Source organism: Streptomyces sp. NBC_00376 (genome assembly GCF_036077095.1).
Lineage (GTDB): Bacteria > Actinomycetota > Actinomycetes > Streptomycetales > Streptomycetaceae > Streptomyces.
Genome location: NZ_CP107960.1, coordinates 7,045,652 through 7,067,720 on the forward strand (window position 1 = coordinate 7,045,652; position 22,069 = coordinate 7,067,720).

Annotated in this window: 21 protein-coding genes; 17 read left to right on the top strand and 4 right to left on the bottom strand. The window is 71.3% G+C overall.

The window, feature by feature from the left end; genetic code table 11:
- Positions 1-51 precede the first annotated feature (51 nt).
- On the top strand, positions 52-1,365 hold the full coding sequence (locus OG842_RS31800) for an MFS transporter (RefSeq protein ID WP_266735990.1): 1,314 nt from the start codon (positions 52-54) through the stop codon (positions 1,363-1,365).
- A 41-nt stretch (positions 1,366-1,406) separates the two neighbouring features.
- Here the strand turns inward: OG842_RS31800 and OG842_RS31805 are convergent, their stop codons facing one another.
- Positions 1,407-2,009 (bottom strand): TetR/AcrR family transcriptional regulator, encoded by a 603-nt coding sequence (locus OG842_RS31805; RefSeq protein ID WP_266735989.1) that lies wholly within the window; start codon positions 2,007-2,009, stop codon positions 1,407-1,409.
- A gap of 133 nt (positions 2,010-2,142) precedes the next feature.
- Here OG842_RS31805 and OG842_RS31810 point away from each other — a divergent pair, with 133 nt between their 5' ends.
- The 8 genes from OG842_RS31810 to OG842_RS31845 all read left to right on the top strand — a co-directional run bounded on the left by OG842_RS31810 (position 2,143) and on the right by OG842_RS31845 (position 11,325).
- A complete protein-coding gene (locus tag OG842_RS31810) occupies positions 2,143-3,723 on the top strand; it encodes an AMP-binding protein (RefSeq protein ID WP_266735988.1) in 1,581 nt (526 codons plus the stop codon).
- 78 nt (positions 3,724-3,801) lie between these two features.
- Entirely contained in the window at positions 3,802-5,001 is a 1,200-nt protein-coding gene (locus tag OG842_RS31815) for an acyl-CoA dehydrogenase family protein (RefSeq protein WP_266735987.1), read from the top strand.
- Positions 5,002-5,042: 41 nt separating this feature from the next.
- The gene (locus OG842_RS31820; protein ID WP_266735986.1) at positions 5,043-6,245 is read left to right on the top strand and encodes a CaiB/BaiF CoA transferase family protein; all 1,203 of its coding nucleotides are present in this window, start codon (positions 5,043-5,045) and stop codon (positions 6,243-6,245) included.
- Between the two features lie 261 nt (positions 6,246-6,506).
- Positions 6,507-7,535 carry an N-acetyl-gamma-glutamyl-phosphate reductase gene (gene argC, locus OG842_RS31825; protein WP_266735984.1) on the top strand — a complete coding sequence of 343 codons (1,029 nt, stop codon included), beginning with the start codon at positions 6,507-6,509 and terminating at the stop codon, positions 7,533-7,535.
- Complete coding sequence (gene argJ / locus OG842_RS31830) at positions 7,532-8,686, top strand: bifunctional glutamate N-acetyltransferase/amino-acid acetyltransferase ArgJ (RefSeq protein WP_266735983.1); 1,155 nt, start codon at positions 7,532-7,534, stop codon at positions 8,684-8,686. The genes argC and argJ overlap by 4 nt, the downstream gene beginning before the upstream one ends.
- Entirely contained in the window at positions 8,683-9,585 is a 903-nt protein-coding gene (gene argB / locus OG842_RS31835; protein WP_266735982.1) for an acetylglutamate kinase, read from the top strand. Before argJ ends, argB begins: the two co-directional genes overlap by 4 nt.
- Positions 9,582-10,778, top strand: a complete 1,197-nt coding sequence (locus OG842_RS31840; RefSeq protein ID WP_266735981.1) for an acetylornithine transaminase — start codon at positions 9,582-9,584, stop codon at positions 10,776-10,778. Before argB ends, OG842_RS31840 begins: the two co-directional genes overlap by 4 nt.
- A gap of 10 nt (positions 10,779-10,788) precedes the next feature.
- Complete coding sequence (locus OG842_RS31845; RefSeq protein ID WP_266735980.1) at positions 10,789-11,325, top strand: arginine repressor; 537 nt, start codon at positions 10,789-10,791, stop codon at positions 11,323-11,325.
- Between the two features lie 24 nt (positions 11,326-11,349).
- Here the strand turns inward: OG842_RS31845 and OG842_RS31850 are convergent, their stop codons facing one another.
- Both OG842_RS31850 and OG842_RS31855 read right to left on the bottom strand, forming a co-directional pair.
- Positions 11,350-12,051 (bottom strand): L,D-transpeptidase family protein, encoded by a 702-nt coding sequence (locus OG842_RS31850; protein WP_266735979.1) that lies wholly within the window; start codon positions 12,049-12,051, stop codon positions 11,350-11,352.
- A 55-nt stretch (positions 12,052-12,106) separates the two neighbouring features.
- Entirely contained in the window at positions 12,107-12,706 is a 600-nt protein-coding gene (locus tag OG842_RS31855; RefSeq protein ID WP_266735977.1) for a pyridoxamine 5'-phosphate oxidase family protein, read from the bottom strand.
- Between the two features lie 265 nt (positions 12,707-12,971).
- On the opposite strand from OG842_RS31855, the gene argH reads away from it, so the two are divergent.
- The 5 genes from argH to OG842_RS31880 all read left to right on the top strand — a co-directional run bounded on the left by argH (position 12,972) and on the right by OG842_RS31880 (position 18,675).
- Positions 12,972-14,405, top strand: coding sequence for an argininosuccinate lyase (gene argH / locus OG842_RS31860; RefSeq protein ID WP_266735976.1), 1,434 nt, complete (start codon positions 12,972-12,974; stop codon positions 14,403-14,405).
- Positions 14,406-14,519: 114 nt separating this feature from the next.
- Positions 14,520-15,491, top strand: a complete 972-nt coding sequence (locus OG842_RS31865; protein ID WP_266735975.1) for an aldo/keto reductase — start codon at positions 14,520-14,522, stop codon at positions 15,489-15,491.
- A gap of 142 nt (positions 15,492-15,633) precedes the next feature.
- Positions 15,634-16,548: a sigma-70 family RNA polymerase sigma factor gene (locus tag OG842_RS31870; protein ID WP_266735974.1), complete on the top strand. Its 915-nt coding sequence runs from the start codon at positions 15,634-15,636 to the stop codon at positions 16,546-16,548.
- A 34-nt stretch (positions 16,549-16,582) separates the two neighbouring features.
- Positions 16,583-17,134, top strand: coding sequence for a TetR/AcrR family transcriptional regulator (locus OG842_RS31875; protein ID WP_266735973.1), 552 nt, complete (start codon positions 16,583-16,585; stop codon positions 17,132-17,134).
- The gene (locus OG842_RS31880; protein ID WP_266735972.1) at positions 17,131-18,675 is read left to right on the top strand and encodes an MFS transporter; all 1,545 of its coding nucleotides are present in this window, start codon (positions 17,131-17,133) and stop codon (positions 18,673-18,675) included. Before OG842_RS31875 ends, OG842_RS31880 begins: the two co-directional genes overlap by 4 nt.
- Before the next feature lie 96 nt (positions 18,676-18,771).
- Here OG842_RS31880 and OG842_RS31885 read toward each other — a convergent pair whose 3' ends face one another.
- Positions 18,772-19,443 (bottom strand): lysophospholipid acyltransferase family protein, encoded by a 672-nt coding sequence (locus OG842_RS31885; RefSeq protein WP_124718788.1) that lies wholly within the window; start codon positions 19,441-19,443, stop codon positions 18,772-18,774.
- A 234-nt stretch (positions 19,444-19,677) separates the two neighbouring features.
- Here OG842_RS31885 and OG842_RS31890 point away from each other — a divergent pair, with 234 nt between their 5' ends.
- The 3 genes from OG842_RS31890 to OG842_RS31900 all read left to right on the top strand — a co-directional run bounded on the left by OG842_RS31890 (position 19,678) and on the right by OG842_RS31900 (position 22,057).
- Positions 19,678-20,856, top strand: coding sequence for a glycerophosphodiester phosphodiesterase (locus OG842_RS31890; RefSeq protein WP_266735970.1), 1,179 nt, complete (start codon positions 19,678-19,680; stop codon positions 20,854-20,856).
- A 94-nt stretch (positions 20,857-20,950) separates the two neighbouring features.
- Positions 20,951-21,517, top strand: coding sequence for a sigma-70 family RNA polymerase sigma factor (locus OG842_RS31895; protein ID WP_266735968.1), 567 nt, complete (start codon positions 20,951-20,953; stop codon positions 21,515-21,517).
- Positions 21,518-21,553: 36 nt separating this feature from the next.
- Positions 21,554-22,057 (top strand): GNAT family N-acetyltransferase, encoded by a 504-nt coding sequence (locus OG842_RS31900; RefSeq protein ID WP_124718791.1) that lies wholly within the window; start codon positions 21,554-21,556, stop codon positions 22,055-22,057.
- Positions 22,058-22,069 lie beyond the last annotated feature (12 nt).

The following is a 22,069-nucleotide window of genomic DNA, read 5'->3' on the forward strand; positions in this document are numbered from 1 at the left end:
CCCGCCACCGGGGCATCGCCCCCTGCTTCTCCCGAACCGCAGGAGTCTTCTATGCCCTCGAAGCCATCACCGTCGCTGGAACTCGACGAGTCCGGCGGCCTCGGGCCGCCGGCGTTCGACCGGCGCCGCGCCTGGCTCGTCACCACGCTGATCGTCACGTTCATGATCGTCAACTTCGCGGACAAGTCGGTGCTAGGGCTGGCGGCCGACCCGATCATGGAAGAGCTGGACATCAGCCACAGCACCTACGGCTTGATCTCCAGCTCCTACTCGATCCTGTTCAGTCTCTCCGGGCTGGTCGTCGGCTTCTTCTCCTCGCGCGTCTCCAGCCGCGTGCTGCTGTCGGTGATGTGCCTGGTGTGGGGCCTGGCCCAGTTGCCCGTCCTGATCGTGGCGGCTGTACCGGCGCTGGTCGCCGGCCGGGTGCTGCTCGGCGCGGCGGAGGGGCCGGCCACACCGATGTCGATGCACGCCCTCTACAAGTGGTTTCCGGCGGGCCACCGCGGTCTGCCCTCGGCCCTGCAGATCAGTGGCGCCGCCCTCGGCACTCTCATGGCGGCGCCCGTGGTCACCACGCTGATCACGCAGTTCGGGTGGCGTTCGGCCTTTGCCGCGCTGGCCGCGACGAGTCTGGTGTGGAGCGCGGTGTGGTGGTTCGTCGGGCGCGACGGCCCCTACGACCAGCCCCCCGCGCGCGTGCGGACCGAGGCCGGCGGGTCCGCCCGCGTCCCCTACCGCCGGCTGTTGCTGTGCGGCACGGTGATCGGGAGTGTGGCCAGCGCTTTCGGGGCGTCTTGGGCGATGGCCCTCAGCCAGGCCTGGCTGCCGTCGTATCTCAGGAGCGAACTGGCCATGAGCCCGGGAACGGCGGCGGCGGTGCTCAGTGCCGTGTCCGCCTTCAGCTTCGTGCTGCTGCTGGCGCTGTCCCCCGTGATCGACCGGCTGACCCGGCGCGGTGTGTCGATGCGCCTTTCCAGCGGTGTGCCGCAGGGTCTCGCGGTGGCGTGTGCGGGGACGGCGATGGCGGTGTTCCCCTTCGTCGGCCCGCTGCCGGTGCGGCTCGCCCTGATCGCGGTCGCCTTCGCGGTGCACTCCATCGCTTTCCCGCTGCACTACATGACGGCCGCGGCGGTCGTGCCCGCCTCCCGGCGCGGCGCGCTCTTCGGGATCGTGGCCGCGACGGGGACGCTGCCGGGTCTGCTGGCCCCGTCCTTGACGGGCCATCTGCTGGATTCCGCGCCCTCGGAGGGTGCGGGCTACACGCAGTCGTTCGTGCTGGCGGCGGTCGTCATGGTCATCTGCGGGGGCGTGGCCGCCTGCTGCATCCGCCCGGCACGGGACGCCGCACGACTCGGCGCCCTCTGAGGGCTGTCCGGCGGATCGGGGCAGGACCGGGACCGGGCCGGTCAGCCCTGGTCCGGGGCGGTGAATCCGCTGGCCCAGTACCGGCCGTGCAGGGCCAGGTCGAGCAGCATGCGCACGGCCTCCTCGGCGGGCATCGGCGGGGTGTCCTGCTCGGCCCACCAGCGCAGTACGGCGATCTGCTCGCCCACCCAGACCCGGGCCAGGAGGTCGGCGTCGATGCGCGGCTGGACGTTGTTGCGTTCGGCGCGGGCCTTGAACTCCTGCGCCGTCGCGGCGGCGCAGGAGTCCACGAACATCTGCAGCGGCTTGCCGTCCCCTTCGCCGCGCAGGATGACCCGGTAGACGTCCCGTTCGTCGCTGACGTGCCGCAGCATCTCCAGCAGCGGCTTGCCGGTGAAGCCGATGGAGCTGCCGGCGACCACCGGCTCCAGACGCTGCGCGAGCTGCTCCAGCAGGTCGGTGGTCACCCGCGCGAACAGGTCGTCCTTGCCCTTGAAGTGCGCGTAGAACGTGGCGCGCGCGACGTCGGCCTGCTCGGTGATGTCTTCGACGGTGAGCGCGCTGAAGCCGCGCTCCAGCACCAGCTCCACCAGTGCTCCGCCCAGCGCCCTGCGGGTACGCCTGGTGCGCCTGTCCTCGGCCATGAGGCCCCCTTCGCCCTGTCGTGGTCCGCGCACAGTCTAGATGGCTCTTGACAGCCCACAAGATACAAAACATTGTGTCTGTAAACGTTCGTGCTGTATTCAATTGGTCAGACCGTAAGGCTGGAGATCGTTGATGAACCTCGGCACCTATCTCATCCGCAGCGCCCGCTACTGGCCCGACGCCACCGCCCTGGTCTGCGGCGAGCGTTCCTGGACGTACGCGGAACTGGACGGCGCGACCAACCGTCTCGCCTCGGCCCTGACCGCACGCGGACTGCGCCCCGGCGACGCGGTCGCCTCCCTGGCCTGGAACCGCGGGGAACTGGTCGAGGTCGAATTCGCCCTCTACAAGGCCGGACTGGTGCGCGCGCCGATCAACGCCCGGCTGGGGCGCGGCGAGATCGAGCACATCCTGCGCTACGCGCCGGTGCGCGTCCTCGTGTTCGACGCGGCGCACCGGGAGGACGCGCTCGCCGCCATCAAGGCCTCGGACACCGGCTGTCTCCCCGTACTCCTGGAGGACGAGCCGGCCGCGGAGGCGATACCGGGCGGCGCCGCGGTCCTCGGATACCGGGCCCTGCTCGGCGAGGGGGACGCCGCCCCGGTCGCCACCGACGTGGACGAGGACGCTCCGTGCGTCCTCAACTTCACCTCCGGATCCACCGGAGCGCTCAAGGCGGCCGTCCAGACCTTCGGCAACCGCCTCGCGAACATGCGCAAACTCCTGATGAGCGACGAGTCCCGGCCCCGGCCGGGCACCCGCTACCTCGCCTGCGGCCCGATCACCCATGCCACGGGCATGACGCTGCTGGCCAACGTCTTCGCGGGGGCGGCCACCTACGTACTGCCGGCCTGGAGCGCCGGGGCGTTCGTGGACACGGTGGAGAAGGAACGCATCACCGCGACGTTCCTCGTCCCCGCCATGGTCAACATGGTGCTGGCCCACCCGGACGCGGCCGGGCGGGACCTGTCCAGCCTGACCGGCGTTCGCGTGGGCGGCGCGCCCATCTCGCCCCAACGCCTGCGCGACGCCGTGCGGTTCTTCGGCCCGGTCGTGGCACAGGGCTACGGCCTCGGCGAGACCACCAGCGTGGTGGCGGGGCTGAGCAGCCAGGAGATCGCCCACGCCGTCACGGACGACCTCGAACTGCTCCGGTCCTGCGGCCGGGCGACGTACGACACCGAGGTCCGGATCGTCGACGAGACCGGCCGGCCGCTGCCGCCCCGCGAGGTGGGTGAACTCATCGTCCGCGGCCCCGACTGCGTACGCGAGTACTGGCAGGAGCCGGAACTGTCGGCGCAGACCTTCCGCGACGGGTGGGTCCACACCGGCGATCTCGCCTGGATGCGCGAGGACGGCTACCTGTTCCTCGTCGACCGCAAGAAGGACATGATCATCTCCGGCGGGTTCAACATCTACTCGACCGAGGTCGAGGCCGTCCTCTACGAACACCCCGGTGTCCAGGAAGCCTGCGTCATCGGTGTGCCCGACGAGACGTGGGGCGAGGCGGTCAAGGCCGTCATCGTGCCCCGCCCCGGCCATGCGCCGAGCGGCGACGAGATCACCGCGTTCTGCGCCGAGCGGCTCGACCGCTTCAAGAAGCCGCGGACCGTGGACTTCGTCGCGGAACTGCCCCACAACCGCAACGGAAAGCTCGACCGCAAGGCCGTGCGCGAACCGTACTGGGCCGACGCCGACCGCCGCGTGAACTGACGGGCGCCTGAACGGCCGTCCCCCGCACCGACTGCCCCCGCACCGACCCCGCCCCCGACCGGCAAGGACCACCCCGACATGACCTTCTCCCTGCGCCCCGCCTACGACGACGACCCCCGGCTCGCCGGCCTCGTCGACCGGCTCCGCACCTACCTCGACGGCGAACTGGCCGACTACGAACGAGGCCGCGGCATCACCCACGAGAGCCGCCTCACCCGCGCCGACCTCGAACCCGTCTGGCGGCGCAGCCGCGAACTGGGCTTCTACGGCATCCACCTGCCCGAGCAGTACGGCGGCCAGAACCTCTCCCACACCGCGCTGGCCGCCCTGAAGGAAGAGATCGGGGCCTGCGGACGCGTGCTCGGGCACAGCGTGCTGGGCGACATGGGCGGCCCGCTGCGCGCCGGCGACATCCTGCGGCAGGCCACCGAGTACCAGCTGGACACGTACCTGCTGCCACTGGTGCGCGGCGAGCGCGCCTGCTGCTTCTCGCTGACCGAGACCGATGCAGGCTCCGACGTCCGGTCCATGCGCACCACCGCCACCCGCGACGGCGACGGCTACCGCCTGAGCGGTCACAAGGTCTTCAGCTCGGCGGGCCCGTTCGCCGACTTCGCCATCGTCGTGGCCCGGATGGCGGGGACCGGCGGACAGGAGGGCGACAAGCCGGCCTTCTCCGCCTTCCTGGTCGACCTGGACAGCCCCGGCTGCGAGGTGCTCGACGGCGCCACACCCATGTCCGGCGAGCACATCGAGAGCGACATCGTCCTGGACGACTGCTACGTCCCCGCCCGGAACCTCCTCGGCGAGGAGGGGAAGGGCATGCGGATCGCGCTCGGCCGCGTCACCACCAACCGGCTCCTGCACTGCCCCACCGTCATCGGCGCCACCCGCCGGGCCCTCGACCTCACCCTGGAACGCGCCCGCACCCGCATGGTCGCCGGCGGCCGGCCCCTGCTGGCGCTCCAGTCGATCCAGCACAAGGTCGCCGACATGGCCACCGAGCTGTACGCGGCCCGCTCCATGACCTACGCCGCGCTCGCCGCGCTCGACCGGGGGAACGACGTACGCACCGAGGCGTTCATGAGCAAACTGTTCGTCGCCGAGTCCGCCTTCCGCATCCTCGACCAGGCCGTCCAGATCCACGGCAAGGAAGGCCTCACCCAGGGCAACGAGATCGAGTTCCTGTTCCGCAAGATCCGTATGTTCCGCATCCTGACCGGAACCTCCGAGATCCAGCGCAACGGCATCGCACAGGGCCTCGCCTTCATGGCCTGACCCGCCTCCCCGACCCGCTCACCGCAGGACAGGTGCACCTGATGACACCCCCTTCCCACCCCTCGGCCCCCGCCTGGTCGTCGCTGACGGGCAAGCGCATCCTCGACCTCTCCCGGCTGCTGCCCGGCCCCTACGCCACATCCCTGCTCGCCGACCTCGGCGCCGACGTCATCAAGGTGGAGCCCCCGCACACCGGCGACCCCCTGCGGATGGCCCCCGACCTGTTCGACGCGCTCAACCGCAACAAGCGGTCGATCACCCTGGACCTGCGTGATGAGGAGGGCCGGAACACCTTCCTGGACCTGGTCCGCACCGCCGACGCCGTCGTGGAGAGCTTCCGCCCCGGTGTCCTCGACGGGATGGGCCTGGGCTTCGCCGCGCTCCACGAGGCCAATCCGCGCCTGGTGCTGTGCTCGCTCAGCGGCTACGGGCAGAGCGGGCCCTACGCGCAGAAGCCCGGCCACGAGCTCAACTTCCTCGGCCTGTCCGGGTTCTTCACCGTCCCCGGACGGCTCGACGGCGAGATCATCCGCCCCGGCGTCCGGATCGGCGACATGGCCGGAGCCATGCACGCGGCCCTCGCCCTGACCGCCGCCCTCGGCGCCGGGACCTGCACCCGGACCCGGGGCCAGCACATCGACGTATCCCTCAGCGAATCCATCACCGCCTGGTGCTCCCTCTTCGCGCTGCCGCTGCGCGACATCCCCGACCCCCTCGAAGCGGGACTGGTGCAGGGCGACAACGACACCTTCACCACCGCCGACGGACGCCGCCTCTCCCTCGCCACGTTCGAGGACAAGTTCTGGCACCGCTTCCGCACCGGACTGGCCGCAGAATTCCCGGAGTTGAACACCGACGCCTATGACCGGCGCGCCGCTCGGACCGCCGCGAGGCGGGCCGTGAGCGACTTGCTGCACGGAATCTTCCGCACCCGCGACCACGCCTGGTGGCAGGAACGCCTGGATGCCCTCAACGCCCCCTGGGCCCCTGTACTCACCACCCCCGGCGAACTCCTGACCGACCCCCACACCACGGCCCGGCAACTGTTCAGCACCCCCGCCGACCCCGCCGCCTGCCCGCAGGCCCGCTTCCCCGTGACCTTCGGAGCCGGCCTGGAAACCTTCCGCACCCCGGCCCCGCCCCTGGGCCGGCACACCGAGCAGCTGCTGGCCCAGCTCTGCACCGACCGGCTCCCGGCCGATGACCTGCCCAGCGGCCGGCCGGTACCGGGCAGTACGTCCTGAGCGCACCATCGCGCTCAGGGATACGCGACCGTCCCGCGCCGGCGAACGGGCATCGAGCAGCCCATGGGCCTCGAAGGCGAATCCGTTGACCAGTGCGTCTGCGCCCGGAAGCCTCACCGGGTCGCGCAGTTGTGCGGTGATCGACATGGTCCGAAGGCGGCGGAGCACACTGGCAGCGTGGCCGGTGTCGAGCGGCCGGGCGAAAGCTTTGCATAAAAGTGCAGGACTGCGTATAGTCATGCCATCGACGAGGAGGTTTCGATGGTGGTACGTGCGGCAGTGGCAGGGGCGAGCGGATACGCCGGTGGGGAGCTGCTCCGTCTCCTGCTGGTTCACCCCCAGGTCGAGATCGGGGCGCTCACCGCCAACTCCAACGCGGGGCAGAAGCTCGGCGCGCTCCAACCGCATCTGCGGCCGCTCGCCGACCGGGTCCTCCAGCCGACCACCCCCGAGGTCCTCGCCGGGCACGACGTCGTCTTCCTCGCCCTCCCGCACGGGCAGTCGGCCGCCGTCGCCGAGCAGCTCGGCGACGAGGTGCTGGTCGTCGACATGGGGGCCGACTTCCGGCTCAAGGACGCGGCGGACTGGGAGAAGTTCTACGGTTCCCCGCACGCCGGCACCTGGCCCTACGGTCTGCCCGAACTGCCGGGCGGGCGTGCCGCGCTCGCCGGTTCCAAGCGGATCGCGGTGCCCGGCTGCTACCCGACCGCCGTATCGCTCGCGCTCTTCCCGGCGTACGCGGCCCGGCTGGCCGAGCCCGAGGCCGTGATCGTCGCCGCGTCCGGCACCTCCGGAGCGGGCAAGGCGGCCAAGCCGCATCTGCTCGGCTCCGAGGTGATGGGCAACATGTCCCCGTACGGCGTCGGCGGCGCCCACCGGCACACCCCCGAGATGATCCAGAACCTCAGCGCGGCGGCCGGTGAACCCGTCACGGTCTCCTTCACGCCGACCCTGGCGCCGATGCCCCGCGGCATCCTCGCCACCTGCAGCGCGAAGGCCAGGCCCGGGGTGAGTGCCGAGTCCGTCCGTGACGTGTACGAGAAGGCGTTCGCCGACGAGCCCTTCGTCGAGCTGCTCCCCGAGGGGCAGTGGCCCGCCACGGCGTCCGTCTACGGTTCCAACGCCGTACAGATCCAGGTCGCCCACGACGAGGCGGCGGGCCGGATCATCGTGATCAGCGCCATCGACAACCTCGCCAAGGGCACCGCCGGCGGTGCCCTGCAGAGCATGAACATCGCCCTCGGACTTCCCGAGGACACAGGTCTTTCCACGATCGGAGTCGCACCGTGAGCGTCACGGCAGCACAGGGGTTCTCCGCGGCGGGCATCGCCGCGGGAATCAAGGAGAGCGGTAACCCGGACCTGGCCCTCGTGGTCAACCACGGTCCGCGTCGCGCCGCCGCGGGCGTCTTCACCTCCAACCGCGTCAAGGCCGCCCCCGTCCTCTGGTCGGAGCAGGTGCTCAAGGGCGGCGAGGTCACCGCCGTCGTCCTCAACTCCGGTGGTGCCAACGCCTGTACGGGCCCCAAGGGCTTCCAGGACACCCACGCCACGGCCGAGAAGGCCGCCGAGGTGCTCACCGGCCACAACGCCGGTGAGATCGCGGTCGCCTCGACCGGGCTGATCGGCACGCTCCTCCCGATGGACAAGCTGCTGCCCGGCATCGAGCAGGCCGCCGCCGCCCTCAGCGAGCACGGCGGCGAGAAGGCCGCCATCGCGATCAAGACCACCGACACCGTCCACAAGACCGCCGTCGCGGGCGGCGAGGGCTGGACCGTCGGCGGCATGGCCAAGGGTGCGGGCATGCTCGCCCCGGGCCTCGCCACCATGCTGGTCGTCCTCACCACCGACGCCGACGTGGACGCCGCCGGGCTCGACTCCGCGCTGCGCGCCGCCACCCGCACCACCTTCGACCGGGTCGACTCCGACGGCTGCATGTCGACCAACGACACCGTGCTGCTGCTGGCCTCCGGGGCGAGCGAACTCACCCCGGAGCAGGGTGAGTTCGCCGAGGCGGTACGGACCGTCTGCGCAGACCTGGCCCGCCAGCTCATCGGTGACGCCGAGGGCGCCTCCAAGGACATCCGGATCGAGGTCGTGGGCGCCGCGACCGAGGACGACGCCGTCGAGGTGGGCCGCTCCATCGCCCGTAACAACCTCCTCAAGTGCGCCATCCACGGGGAGGACCCCAACTGGGGCCGGGTGCTCTCCGCGATCGGCACGACGAAGGCCGCCTTCGAGCCCGACCAGCTGAACGTCGCCATCAACGGCGTCTGGGTCTGCAAGAACGGTGGCGTCGGCGAGGACCGCGACCTGGTCGACATGCGCTACCGGGAGGTCGAGATCACCGCCGACCTCGCCGCCGGCACCGAGTCCGCCGTCATCTGGGCCAACGACCTGACCGCGGACTACGTCCACGAGAACAGCGCGTACAGCTCATGAGCGCGGCGCGGAAACACACCGCACTCCCGAAGGCGCAGATCCTCATCGAGGCACTGCCCTGGCTGACCCGGCACAACGGCAAGACCGTCGTCATCAAGTTCGGCGGCAACGCCATGATCGACGACGAGCTGAAGGCGGCCTTCGCCCAGGACGTGGTCTTCCTGCGCCAGGCCGGCCTCAAGCCCGTCGTCGTGCACGGCGGCGGCCCGCAGATCAGCGCCCAGCTCGACAAGCAGGGCCTGGTCAGCGAGTTCAAGGCGGGGCTGCGCGTCACCACGCCCGAGGCGATGGACGTCGTACGGATGGTGCTGGCCGGCCAGGTGCAGCGCGAACTCGTCGGCCTGCTCAACCAGCACGGCCCGCTCGCCGTCGGCATGACCGGCGAGGACGCCCACACCATCACCGCCGTCCAGCACCGGCCCACCATCGACGGCGAGAGCGTCGACATCGGCAGGGTCGGCGAGATCACCGCCATCGACACCGGGGCGATCCAGGCGCTGCTGGACGACGGCCGGATCCCGGTCATCTCCTCCATCGCCCGCTCCGCCGACGACAACCACGTCTACAACGTCAACGCCGACACCGCCGCCGCGGCGCTCGCCGCCGCGCTGAACGCCGAGACGCTGATGGTCCTCACCGACGTCGAGGGCCTCTACGAGGACTGGCCCAACAGCGACGACGTGATCAGCCGGCTCACCGCGGCCGAGCTGGAGAAGCTGCTGCCGGAACTCTCCAGCGGCATGGTGCCGAAGATGCAGGGCTGCCTGCACGCCGTGCGCAACGGCGTCGAGACCGCCCGCGTCATCGACGGCCGGGTCCAGCACTCGATCCTGCTGGAGATCTTCACCGACGAAGGAATCGGCACGATGGTCGTGCCCGACGCGCAGGGGGAGTCATGAGCAACCAGGAACTCGCACAGCGCTGGAGCCACGCGCTGATGGACAACTACGGGACCCCGAAGCTGTCCCTGGTCCGCGGCGAGGGTGCCCGGGTGTGGGACGCCGACGGCACCGAGTACCTCGACTTCGTCGGCGGTATCGCGGTGAACGCGCTGGGGCACGCCCACCCCGCCGTCGTCGAGGCCGTCTCCACCCAGATCGCCTCCCTCGGCCATGTCTCCAATCTCTTCATCGCCGAGCCGCCCGTCCGTCTCGCCGAACGGCTGCTCCAGCTCTTCGGCCGGAGCGGCCGTGTCTACTTCGCCAACTCGGGCGCCGAGGCCAACGAGGCGGCCTTCAAGATCGGCCGGCTGACCGGGCGGACCCACATGGTCGCCACCGACGGCGGCTTCCACGGCCGGACCATGGGCGCGCTCGCACTGACCGGCCAGCCCGCCAAGCGCGACCCGTTCCTCCCGCTGCCCGGTGACGTCACGCACGTCCCGTACGGGGACGCGGAGGCCCTGCGGGCCGCCGTCACCACCGACACCGCGCTGGTGATCATCGAGCCGATCCAGGGCGAGAACGGTGTGGTCGTACCGCCCGCCGGGTATCTGGAGGCCGCCCGGGAGATCACCCGCGCCACCGGCACCCTGCTGGTGCTCGACGAGGTGCAGACCGGCATCGGCCGCTGCGGCCAGTGGTTCGAGCACCAGGCCCACCAGGGCATCGAGCCCGATGTCGTCACCCTCGCCAAGGGCCTGGGCGGCGGACTGCCGATCGGCGCGACCGTGGCCTTCGGCCCGGCCGCCGAGCTGCTGAAGCCGGGCCAGCACGGCACGACGTTCGGCGGCAACCCGATCGCCTGCGCCGCCGGTCTCGCCGTCCTGGACACCCTGGCCGCCGACGGCGCCCTGGACCGGGTGAAGCGGCTCGGCGAGAAGATCCGGGACGGAGTGGAGGGTCTCGGCCACCCGCTGGTGTCCCACGTAAGGGGCTCCGGACTGCTGCTGGGTATCGTGCTCACCGAGCCGCTCGCGCCCCAGGTGCAGCAGGCGGCTCAGAGTGCCGGAATCCTGGTGAACGTACCCGCCCCCGATGTTCTGCGGCTCATGCCGCCGCTGATCATCGGCGACGCGGAAGTGGACGCGTTGCTCCAGGCGCTGCCCGGCGCTCTCGACGCGGCACAAGGGGACGGACGATCCGGAGAATGAGGCGACGACGATGACCGAGGCGCAGGAATCCGAGTACGGCGGGCCGTCCGTGCCGCAGACCCGCACCGCACGCCACCGCCGGATCGTGGACATCCTGAACCGGCAGCCGGTGCGCTCGCAGAGCCAGCTGGCCAAGCTCCTCGCCGACGACGGGCTGAGCGTCACCCAGGCGACGCTCTCCCGCGATCTGGACGAGCTGGGCGCGGTGAAGATCCGCAACACCGGCGGCGAGCTGATCTACGCGGTGCCGAGCGAGGGCGGATTCCGCACCCCGCAGGCGCCGTTGGGCGGGTCCGCGAAGGAGGAGCGGATGCGGCGGCTCTCCGCCGAACTGCTCATCTCCGCGGAGGCGTCGGCCAACCTCGTGGTGCTGCGCACCCCGCCGGGCGCGGCCCAGTTCCTCGCCTCGGCCATCGACCAGGCCGAACTGCACGACATCCTCGGCACCATCGCGGGTGACGACACCCTGATGCTGATCAGCCGCGACCCGTCGGGCGGCCAGGCGCTCGCCGACCATCTGCTGCGACTGGCGCAGAACGAGCGCTGAGCGCACCGGTGTTGCCGGGCCGCGTCAGTAGCGGGTGATCGCGGTCGGGCCCGAGCCGGTCCCGATCGCGATGTGCGGACGGCGGGCCGGGTTCACCCAGTCGAGGATCCGGTCCATCGCGGCCGCCGGTACGGAGACGCAACCGGCGGTCGCGCCACGCCCGTTGACGTGGAGGAAGATCCCCGCGCCGCGACCCCGAACCGGCCGTTCGTAGTTGAACCCGATGACGAGCGCGCGGGCGTACTGCGTCGGGTACGCCATCAGATGCTCCGCCTCGTCCGCCCGGCAGTCCGCGGGCCGTGGCTCCACCCAGCGGTTGTAGTCCCGCGCCGCGTTGTCCTGGCACCACCACGACCGGTCGTTGACCCGGCGGTAGGGATGGACGGTGCCGGCCGGTGCGGGCTTGATACCGAAGGCGTACGGCAGGTCGTACAGGCCGGTGGGGGTGGTGTTCGTGCCCTGCTTGCGCGACGCCCCCTCGGCCAGGCCCTCGGCACCGAAGCGGGCCGGCGTGGACCCGCCCTTCACCCAGGTGCCCCGGCGCAGGTTCCACCAGGTCACGGTGCCCGTGGTGGAGCCCTTGGCCGGGGCCTCGGCCGTGATCAGCTGGGTGCCGCCGCCGGTGTCGGCCATCAGGTGCGGGAGCGGCGGGGCGGCGGCGGGCCGGGCCGCGACGGAGCCCGCCAGTGCGAGCAGTACCGAGAGGGTCACCAGGGATCTGCGCATGCCCGGACGGTAGACCCTCCGACCGGGCGCCACCCGCGGATCTGCTCCGTACGGCTCAATCGCGCCCCGTCCGCGGCATGGCCGGCAGCGGGAGCGGCAGCCCCGGGAGCCCGTCGATGCTCGACGCGATGTGCTCCTTCTTCTCGAAGTAGGCGCTGAGCGAGGCGTCGTCCTCCCGGGCGAAGCGCTTGGCGTGCAGCGGCCGGTCCTCGTCGTACGACATGAACGGCACCGCGTAGCCGCAGCTGTCCCGGATCAGTTCGGCCCGCACCACGATGACGGCGCGCAGCCCGTGGAGGCCGGGGTCCACGTCCGGGAAGTGGGTGAGCAGTGTGCCGAACCGGGGATCGTCCCGGAAGACCGGCTCACCGCGGCCGTGCACCCGCACGATGCTCGGCGGCCCCTGGAAGGCGCACCACATCAGCGTTATGCGGCCGTTCTCGCGGAGGTGGGCGACGGTCTCGGCATTGCTGCCCGCGAAGTCCAGATAGGCCAGGGTCAGCTCGTCGATCACGGCGAACGAACCGCTGACGCCCTTGGGGGAGAGGTTGACCGTGCCCTCTCCGTCCAGGGGCGCCGTCGCCGTGAAGAAGATGTGCTGCTCCTCGATGAAGGTCCTGAGCCGTCCATCGATGCGTTCATATGTTTTCCCCATGGCCGTCATTGTCGTCGCCGACTCCGGTGCCGACGAGGTGATTTCGACTCGTGGAACGCCCGGGTGCCCGGCGGGCCGGTAGGGGAGCGGGCGCATATCTTTGACAAAACATACGGAGGTCTGCATAGTTATACCCATCACTCGGGCGGCACGGCGGCGAAGCGTGACCTCGCCCGACCCCCAGTAGTTACGTCACCGCCTCTTCGGCCCTCCGCGCGGGGAGGCGGTCGCACACCCATCACCCTGTTCTTCCGAGGAGCACGCAGTGAGCAACGGCAACGGCAAGAGCGACGTACGCCTCTGGGGCGCCCGCTTCGCCGACGGTCCGGCCGAGGCGCTGGCCAAGCTGTCCGCCTCCGTCCACTTCGACTGGCGGCTCGCGCCGTACGACATCGCCGGTTCCCGCGCCCACGCGCGTGTGCTGAACAAGGCGGGTCTGCTCACCGAGGACGAGCTGAGCCGCATGATCGCCGGTCTCGACCAGCTCGAAGCCGATGTCGCCGACGGCTCCTTCACCGGCACCATCGCCGACGAGGACGTCCACACCGCGCTGGAGCGCGGGCTGCTGGAACGCCTCGGCCCCGACCTCGGCGGCAAGCTGCGGGCCGGCCGGTCCCGCAACGACCAGATCGCCACGCTCTTCCGCATGTACCTGCGCGACCACGCCCGGATCATCGGCGGCCTGATCGCCGAGCTCCAGGACGCGCTGGTCGGCCTCGCCGAGGCGCACCCGGACGTCGCGATGCCCGGCCGTACGCACCTCCAGCACGCCCAGCCGGTGCTCTTCGCCCACCACGTCCTGGCCCATGCGCAGTCCCTGTCCCGGGACGCCGAGCGGCTGCGCCAGTGGGACGAGCGGACCGCCGTCTCGCCGTACGGCTCCGGCGCCCTGGCCGGGTCGTCCCTCGGTCTCGACCCTGAGGCGGTCGCCGCCGACCTCGGCTTCGAGCGCGGCTCCGTCGGCAACTCCATCGACGGAACGGCCTCCCGCGACTTCGTCGCCGAGTTCGCCTTCATCACCGCGATGATCGGTGTGAACCTCTCCCGGATCGCGGAGGAGGTCATCATCTGGAACACGAAGGAGTTCTCCTTCGTCACCCTGCACGACGCCTTCTCCACCGGCTCCTCGATCATGCCGCAGAAGAAGAACCCGGACATCGCCGAGCTGGCCCGCGGCAAGTCCGGCCGCCTGATCGGCAATCTGACCGGTCTGATGGCCACGCTGAAGGCCCTCCCGCTCGCGTACAACCGCGACCTCCAGGAGGACAAGGAGCCGGTCTTCGACTCCTGCGACCAGCTGGAAGTCCTGCTGCCCGCCTTCACCGGCATGATGGCCACGCTCACGGTGAACCGCGAGCGCATGGAGGAGCTGGCCCCGGCCGGCTTCTCGCTCGCCACCGACATCGCCGAGTGGCTGGTCAAGCAGGGCGTGCCGTTCCGGGTCGCCCACGAGGTCGCCGGTGAGTGCGTCAAGGAGTGCGAGCAGCACGGCATCGAGCTCGACCAGCTGACCGACGAGCAGTTCGCCAAGATCTCCGAGCACCTCACCCCCGAGGTCCGCACGGTCCTCAATGTGGCCGGCGCGCTCGCCTCCCGCAGCGGTCGCGGCGGTACGGCCCCGTCGGCCGTGGCCGTCCAGCTCGCCGAGGTGAAGGCCGACCTCGCGGTCCAGCAGGCCTGGGCCACCGCGAAGGACTGACCGCGCCGAGGGCGGCACCGGAAGGCGGGGAGCGCACGTGCGCTCCCCGCCTTCCGGTTTCCGTGCGCTGGGTTACGTTGACGGGGAGCGCACCGACCGAGGAGGAGCCCCACGATGCCTTTCGCCCGGCTGGCCACAGCGACGACTCCGACCGCCCACATCGGGCTCGGCCTGGCGGCGGTCGGCAGGCCCGGCTACATCAATCTCCACCGCGACCGCGATCTGCCCGACGACCGCAGCGTCGAGGCGATGCGCGCACGTACCCACGAGCTGCTCGACGCCGCCTACGCCCAGGGCGTCCGCTACTTCGACGCGGCCCGCTCCTACGGTCGCTCGGAAGAGTTCCTGGCCCAGTGGCTGACGGCCCACCCCGAGGTGGACGATGTCGTCATCGGCAGCAAGTGGGGCTACACCTACACGGCCGACTGGAGCGTCGACGCCGAGGCGCACGAGGTCAAGGACCACAGCCTCGCCACCTTCCTGCGCCAGCGGGCCGAGACCGACGCGCTGCTCGGCGACCGCCTCGACCTCTACCAGGTCCACTCGGTCACCGCCGACAGCCCGGCCCTCACCGACAAGGAACTGCACGCCCGGCTGGCCGCGCTCGCCGCCGAGGGCGTCAGCGTCGGCCTCTCCACCAGCGGGCCCGCCCAGGCGGACGCGATCCGGGCCGCCCTCACCGTCACCGTGGACGGCGAGCCGCTCTTCCGTACGGTCCAGGCCACCTACAACGCCCTGGAGACCTCGGCCGGGACGGCGCTCGCCGAGGCCCATGCGGCCGGACTCACCGTGATCGTCAAGGAGGGCATGGCCAACGGGCGGCTCGCCGGGACGGAGGCCCCAGCCGTGGTCCGGGAGATCGCCGCCGACGCCGGTCTCGGCAGCGACGCGGTCGCCCTGGCCCTGGTGCTGCACCAGCCCTGGGCCGGGGTGGTGCTCTCCGGTGCGGCGACCGTCGGCCAGCTCGCCGGGAACCTGCACGCGGCCGTCGTCGATCTCGACGAGGAGCGGCGCGCCCGGCTGGACGCGCTGGTGGAGGAGCCCGAGGCGTACTGGCGGCACCGCGCCGGGCTGCGCTGGAGCTGACCGGAGCCGGTCCGGGCGGACCGCGGACGGGGTCCGGCTCCGGTCCGCCGGGCAGGCCCGGGGAGTCGGCGCGGGCCGTCCGTCACATCGACGGGGTTCCGTCCGTCAGTGCTGTGACGGAACACGACGGAGGAATGTGGCTGTGGACGGAAACGAGTTCCTGGCGGAGCGGTTCGAGGAGAACCGGGGCCGGCTGAAGGCCGTGGCCTACCGGATGCTCGGTTCGACGAGCGAGGCGGAGGACGCCGTCCAGGAGGCGTGGATCCGGCTCAGCCGTTCGGACGGCCGGGGGATCGACAATCTGGGCGGCTGGCTGACGACGGTCGTCGGGCGGGTGTGCCTGGACCTGCTCCGCTCCCGCCGCTCCCGCCGTGAGGAACCCCTCGGCACCGGGGCGCCCGAGGAGCCGACCCCCGGCCCGGACCTCGGCGACCGGCCGGGGACCGACCCCGAGCAGCAGGCGCTGATGGCCGACTCGGTCGGTCTCGCGATGCTCGTGGTGCTCGAAACGCTCGACCCCGCCGAGCGGCTGGCCTTCGTGCTGCACGACATGTTCGCCGTGCCGTTCGACGAGATCGCCGGTGTCGTGGACCGCACCCCGGCCGCGGCCCGGCAGCTCGCCAGCCGGGCGCGGCGCCGGGTGCAGGGCGCGGAGCCGGTGCCGGACCCGGATCTCGCCCGCAAGCGCGAGGTCGTCAACGCCTTCCTGGCCGCCGCCCGTGACGGTGAATTCGAAGCCCTCCTGGCCGTGCTCGATCCGGACGTGGTGGTGCGGTCCGACATCGGCGCCGGCACTGCCGGTGCGCCGGGCCTGGTACGGGGTGCCGCGGCCGTGGCCCGTCAGGCGATGATGTTCGCGCCGTTCGCGCGATCCTCGCAGCGGGCACTGGTCGACGGGGAACCGGCCGTCATCGCGACGCGCGAGGGCCACCGGTTCTCGGTCATGATCTTCACGGTCGCCCGGGGCAGGATCGTCGAGATGTCCGTGATCACCGATCCGGCCCGCCTCCCCGGCCTCGATCTGACGGTCCTCCCGGAGGCCACCCCTCCTCATTGAGACAATTGTGTCTCATGTGGTCTATAATTGTCTCATGAGTCTCGATCGTGAACAGGTACTGCGCAGCGCCGCCGCCCTGCTGACCCGCAAGTCGACCGCCACCATGGACGAGGTCGCCAAGGCCGCAGGCATCGGCCGCGCCACCCTGCACCGGCACTTCGCCGGACGGGACGCACTGGTCAAGGCGCTGGAGAGCCTGGGCATCCAGGAGTTCGAAGCGGCTCTCGACGCCGCCGCCCTCGACGAGGGCGCCGCGCCGGAGGCGCTGCGCCGCCTGGTCGCGGCCGTCGAGCCGAGCGCGGGACTGCTCTCCTTCCTCGTCACCGAGAACCAGCTCTTCGAGGGCGCAGAGGTGAACGAGGGCTGGAACCGGCTCGACGCCCGGGTCTCCGCCCTGTTCAGACGGGGCCAGGAGCGCGGCGAATTCCGCATCGATCTCACCCCCGCCTGGCTGACCGAGGCCCTCTACGGACTCATCTCCAGCGGCGCCTGGGCGGTCCAGGACGGCCGGGTCGCGAGCCAGGACTTCCAGTACATGATCGTCGAGTTGCTGCTCGGCGGCGCACGCCGGAGCGTGGAGCAATGAGCCGTATCGAACAGCGCGTGGCATCCCCGGACGAACTGCACCGTCCCGGGCGGTGGATCGCGCTGTCCGTGCTCGTCCTCGCCGTGCTGCTCGTGGCGATCGATGCCACCGTCCTGGGCCTCGCGACCCCGTTCCTCACCGAGGACCTCGAACCGACCGGCACCCAGCTGCTGTGGATCGGCGACGTCTACTCCTTCGTCATCGCCGGCCTGCTGGTCTCGATGGGCAGCCTCGGCGACCGCATCGGCCGCAAGAAGCTGCTGCTGTGCGGTGCGACGGCGTTCGGCGCGGTCTCCGTGCTCAACGCCTACGCGCACACCCCCGAGATGATGATCCTGGCGCGGGCGCTGCTCGGTGTCGCGGGCGCCACCCTGATGCCGTCCACCCTCGCCCTGATCCGGAACCTCTTCCACGACCCGCGCGAGCGCAGCCTCGCCATCGGGATCTGGGGAGCGATGGCCTCCGCCGGGGCGGCAGTCGGCCCGGTGGTCGGCGGACTGCTGCTGGAGCACTTCTGGTGGGGCTCGGTCTTCCTGATCAACCTGCCGGTCATGGCGGTCCTCGTGGTCGTCGGCGCGAAGATGATCCCCGAGTCCAGGAACCCGGCCCCGGGCCCCTGGGACCTGGCCAGCGTCGCGCTCTCCTTCATCGGCATGATCGGCGTCGTGTACGCCATCAAGGAACTGGCGGCACACGGCCCGAGCACGGGGACCATCGCCGCGGGCATCGGTGGCGCGGCGGCACTCTGCTGGTTCGTACGCAGGCAGCTCACGCTCCCGGCGCCCCTGCTGGACATGCGGCTCTTCCACCACCGGGGCTTCTCCGCCGCCGTCCTCGCCGACCTGCTGACCATCCTCGGCCTGTCCGGACTGGTCTTCTTCCTCTCCCAGTTCCTCCAACTGGTGCAGGGGCGCGGGCCGCTGGAGGCCGGTCTCGCCGAACTGCCCGCGGCCGTCGGCGCGGTCGTCGCCGGTCTGATCGCGGGCCGGGCGGCCCGCCGCTTCTCGGTACGTTCGGTGGTGAGCGGCGGCCTCGCGGCGATCGGCCTGGCCCTCGCCGCGGTCACCCTGATCCACAAGGAGACCTCCTACCCGCTGATCGGGGCGGTGCTGCTCGTCGTCGGCGTGGGCGCGGGCTTCGCCTTCACCGTCACCTCCGACGTGATCCTCTCCAGCGTCCCCAAGGAGCAGGCGGGTTCCGCCGGCGCGGTCTCCGAGACGGCCTACGAACTCGGCGCGGCCCTCGGCATCGCCCTGCTCGGCTCCATCGTCACCGGCGTCTACCAGGAGTTCGGCACACCCCCGGGCGTCCCGTCGGGCCCCGCGGCGGCGGCCCACGAATCGCTCGGCGGAGCCGTCGAGGCGGCCCACGGACTGCCGGCCCAGCAGGGACAGGCACTGGTCTCCGCGGCGCAGGAGTCGTTCGTCCAGGGACTGGGCCTCGCCGCGGGCGTCGGCGCGGTGGTCCTGCTGGCGACGGCCGTGGCCGCCTGGTTCCTGTTGCGCGGTCAGAAGCTGGAGGACGGCATCGTGCACCAGTAGCCGCCCCGGCCCGGACACGCGGAAGGGCCCGTACCACCGGGAAACCGGGGTACGGGCCCTTCCGCACGTCCTGCCGTCGGCGCTTCGCGCCTCAGCTCACGCGGCCTTGGCCTTCGTGGCGTACATGTCGACGTACTCCTGACCGGACAGCCGCATCACCTCGGCCATCACGGAGTCGGTCACCGCCCGCAGCACATAGCGGTCGCGGTCCATGCCCTCGTACCGGGAGAACTCCATCGGCTCACCGAAACGGACCGTCACCTTGCCGGGACGCGGCAGGCCGGCCCCGCCGGGCTGGAGCTTGTCCGTGCCGATCATCGCGAACGGCACCACCGGCGCGCCCGTCATCAGCGTCAGCCGCGCGATGCCCGTACGGCCCCGGTACAGGCGGCCGTCGGGGGAGCGGGTGCCCTCGGGGTAGATGGCGAACGCCTTGCCCTCCTCCAGCACCCGACGGCCCGTCATCAGCGCCGCGACACCGCCGCGCCCGCCGTCCCGGTCCACCGGGATCATGCCGCAGCCGGTGAAGAACCAGGCCATCGCCCGGCCCTTGAGCCCCTTGCCCGTCACGTACTCGTCCTTGCCGATGTAGAACACCGGCCGGTCGCAGCAGATCGGCATGATCATCGAATCGATGAACGTCAGATGGTTGCCCGCGAGGATCACCGGACCGTCCCCGGGAATGTTCTCCACACCTTCCACCTGGGGGCGGAACATCAGGCGCAAGATCGGTCCGAGCACTGCCTTGATGAGTGCGTGTCGGGACAACGGTTCCTCCGGTGTAGTGGCCGGGCCGGCCGAGGTGCGGGATCGTGACGGTCCATGCAGGTGAGGACGATACTCGCGGCCGCTCACAGATCGCACATCGGGTTCACGGAACGGATACGTGGTGTTGACGTGAGTTTCCGCCATGTTCGTCCAGGGGCTGCCTCCACGACGGTACTGCTGCTTACGCTCGGGCCCCGTCCGACAGGTACCGGACATCACACGCGAGGAGCATTCATGACTGAGCGCGCGCAGGCCGGTCCCGGCCGCAGAACCATGCTGGGAGCGGGAGCCGCCGTACTGGGCACCGCCGCCCTCGGACTGGCCGGCGGCCCGGCCGACGCCGCGGGCAGCACCGCGGGGGATGTCTCCGAACGGCACGGCGGCCACGGCTTCCGCCTCGACCTGCCGGTGCCCACCGTCATCGGGCACCGCGGCACCAGCGGCTACCGGCCCGAACACACCCTCGGCTCCTACCAGCTGGCCCTGGACATGGGCGCGCACATAGTCGAGCAGGACCTGGTTCCGACCCGCGACGGTCATCTCGTATGCCGCCACGAGAACGACATCACCGCCACCACCGATGTCGCCGACCATCCCGAGTTCGCGAGCCGCAGGACCACCAAGAAGGTCGACGGCGTCTCCCTCACCGGCTGGTTCACCGAGGACTTCACCCTCGCCGAACTCAAGACGCTGCGGGCCAAGGAGCGCATCCCCGGCACCCGTCAGAAGAACACGCTCTACGACGGCCGCTGGGAGATCCCCACCTTCGAGGAGGTGCTCCGGTGGGCCGACCGCGAGGGCCGCAGGCGCGGAAAGCCCGTCTGGCTGTACGTCGAGACCAAGCACCCCACCTACTTCCGGGGCCTCGGTCTCGGTCTGGAGGAGCCGCTCGCCAAGCTGCTGCGCCGCTACGACCGGCACCGCCGGCAGTCGCCGCTCATCCTCCAGTCCTTCGAGCCCGGCAGCATCCAGCGGCTGGCCCGGCTCGTCGCGACCCCGCGCGTCGTACTGCTCTCCGGCGCGGGCGAGCGCCCCTGGGACTTCGTGACGTCCGGTGACCCGCGCACCGTCGCGGACCTGGTGAAGCCCGAGGGGTTGAAGTGGATGGCCTCCTTCGCCCAGGGCATCGGCCCCACCCTGGACCTGGTCATCCCCAAGGACGCCTCGGGGCGGCTCACCGCACCGACCACCCTGGTGAAGGACGCGCACGCGCAGGGCCTGGTCCTGCACCCCTACACCATGCGCAACGAGAACAGCTTCCTGCCCGCCGACTTCCGGCGCGGCACGGACCCCACGGCCTACGGCGACGCGTTCGGCGCGTTCCGGACGTACTTCGCGACGGGCATCGACGGAATCTTCTCCGACAACCCGGACACCGCCCTCCTCGCCGCTGCGGACCACAACGCGAAGTGACCACCGCGTCAGCACCCGGCCGGGGCGTGCCCCGGTCGGGTGGTGCCCGCCAGGTACGGCAACCGGCCGCCGCCGCGGGCGCGTCGGCCGGGGCATGATGCCTCTCGATCTTGTTCCGGCAGGACCCGCCCCCGCCCCCGTGACCGTCGTCCGTGCTTTGTACCCGCTGGTGAGCGCCGAGGCCAGGGCGGAGGCGGCCGCCTCGGTGACGGGTGCGGCGGTCGAACCGGCCGACCTCGAACAGGCCGTCTGGCTGCGGCTGCTGGAGCTGCTCGCGGGGGAGGGGCCACCGGTGGACCCGGCCCGCTGGGTGCGGGACGCGGTACGGGCGGAGGCCCGCAGGGCCCGCCGCACCACCCGGCACGAACGCCCCTACCGCGACGAGCCGGCCGCGGACCCGGCCGGCTGCCCCGAACGGCTCGCCCTCGGTGCCGACGAACGCCGGGCGCTGCGCGCGGCGGTGGACCGGCTGCCCGGCAGGTGCGCGCGGCTGATGGCGGCGATGCTCGCGCCCAGCGACCCCACCTACCGGGAAATCGCAGGGAAGTTGGGTATGTCACAGGGGAGTTTGGGTCCGATCCGTTCCCGTTGCCTTGGATGTCTGCGCAGAATGCTCGCGGCGGAGGTTGCTGCTCCTGAACTGCGGGGAAAGGAGCGTTAGACAACCGGTGGATCAGGTGGGCGGAGGCATGCGCGGATGGGCATGAGCGTGATCATCTCGGCGGCGACGGCACAGGACGCCGAACAGATCTTGAAACTCCAGTACCTCTGCTTCCAGAGCGAGGCGGAGCTGTACGGGAACTACCGGATCGACCCGCTCGTCCAGACCCTCGACTCGTTGCACGCCGAGATCGCCACGAACCTGGTGTTCGTGGCGCGGCTGGGCGACGAGGTCGTGGGCTCGGTCCGGGGGGCCGTCGGCGAGGACGGGGCGGGGGAGATCGGCAGGCTCTGCGTCCACCCCCGGCTCCAGGGGCACGGTCTCGGTGCCCGGCTGCTGCGGGCGGCGGAGGCGGGACTCACCGACGAGCGGTCGGCCACCCTGTTCCGGCTGCACACCGGCCACCGCAGCGAGAGCAATCTGCGGCTCTACCGGCGTGCGGGATACGCCCCCGTGGGCAACGAGACCGGCCGGGACGGCGTCCTGATGATCCTGCTGGAGAAGGACGCCACGAAACCCGCGTACGTCGCCAGCGCCTAGGGGCCCGTCCGG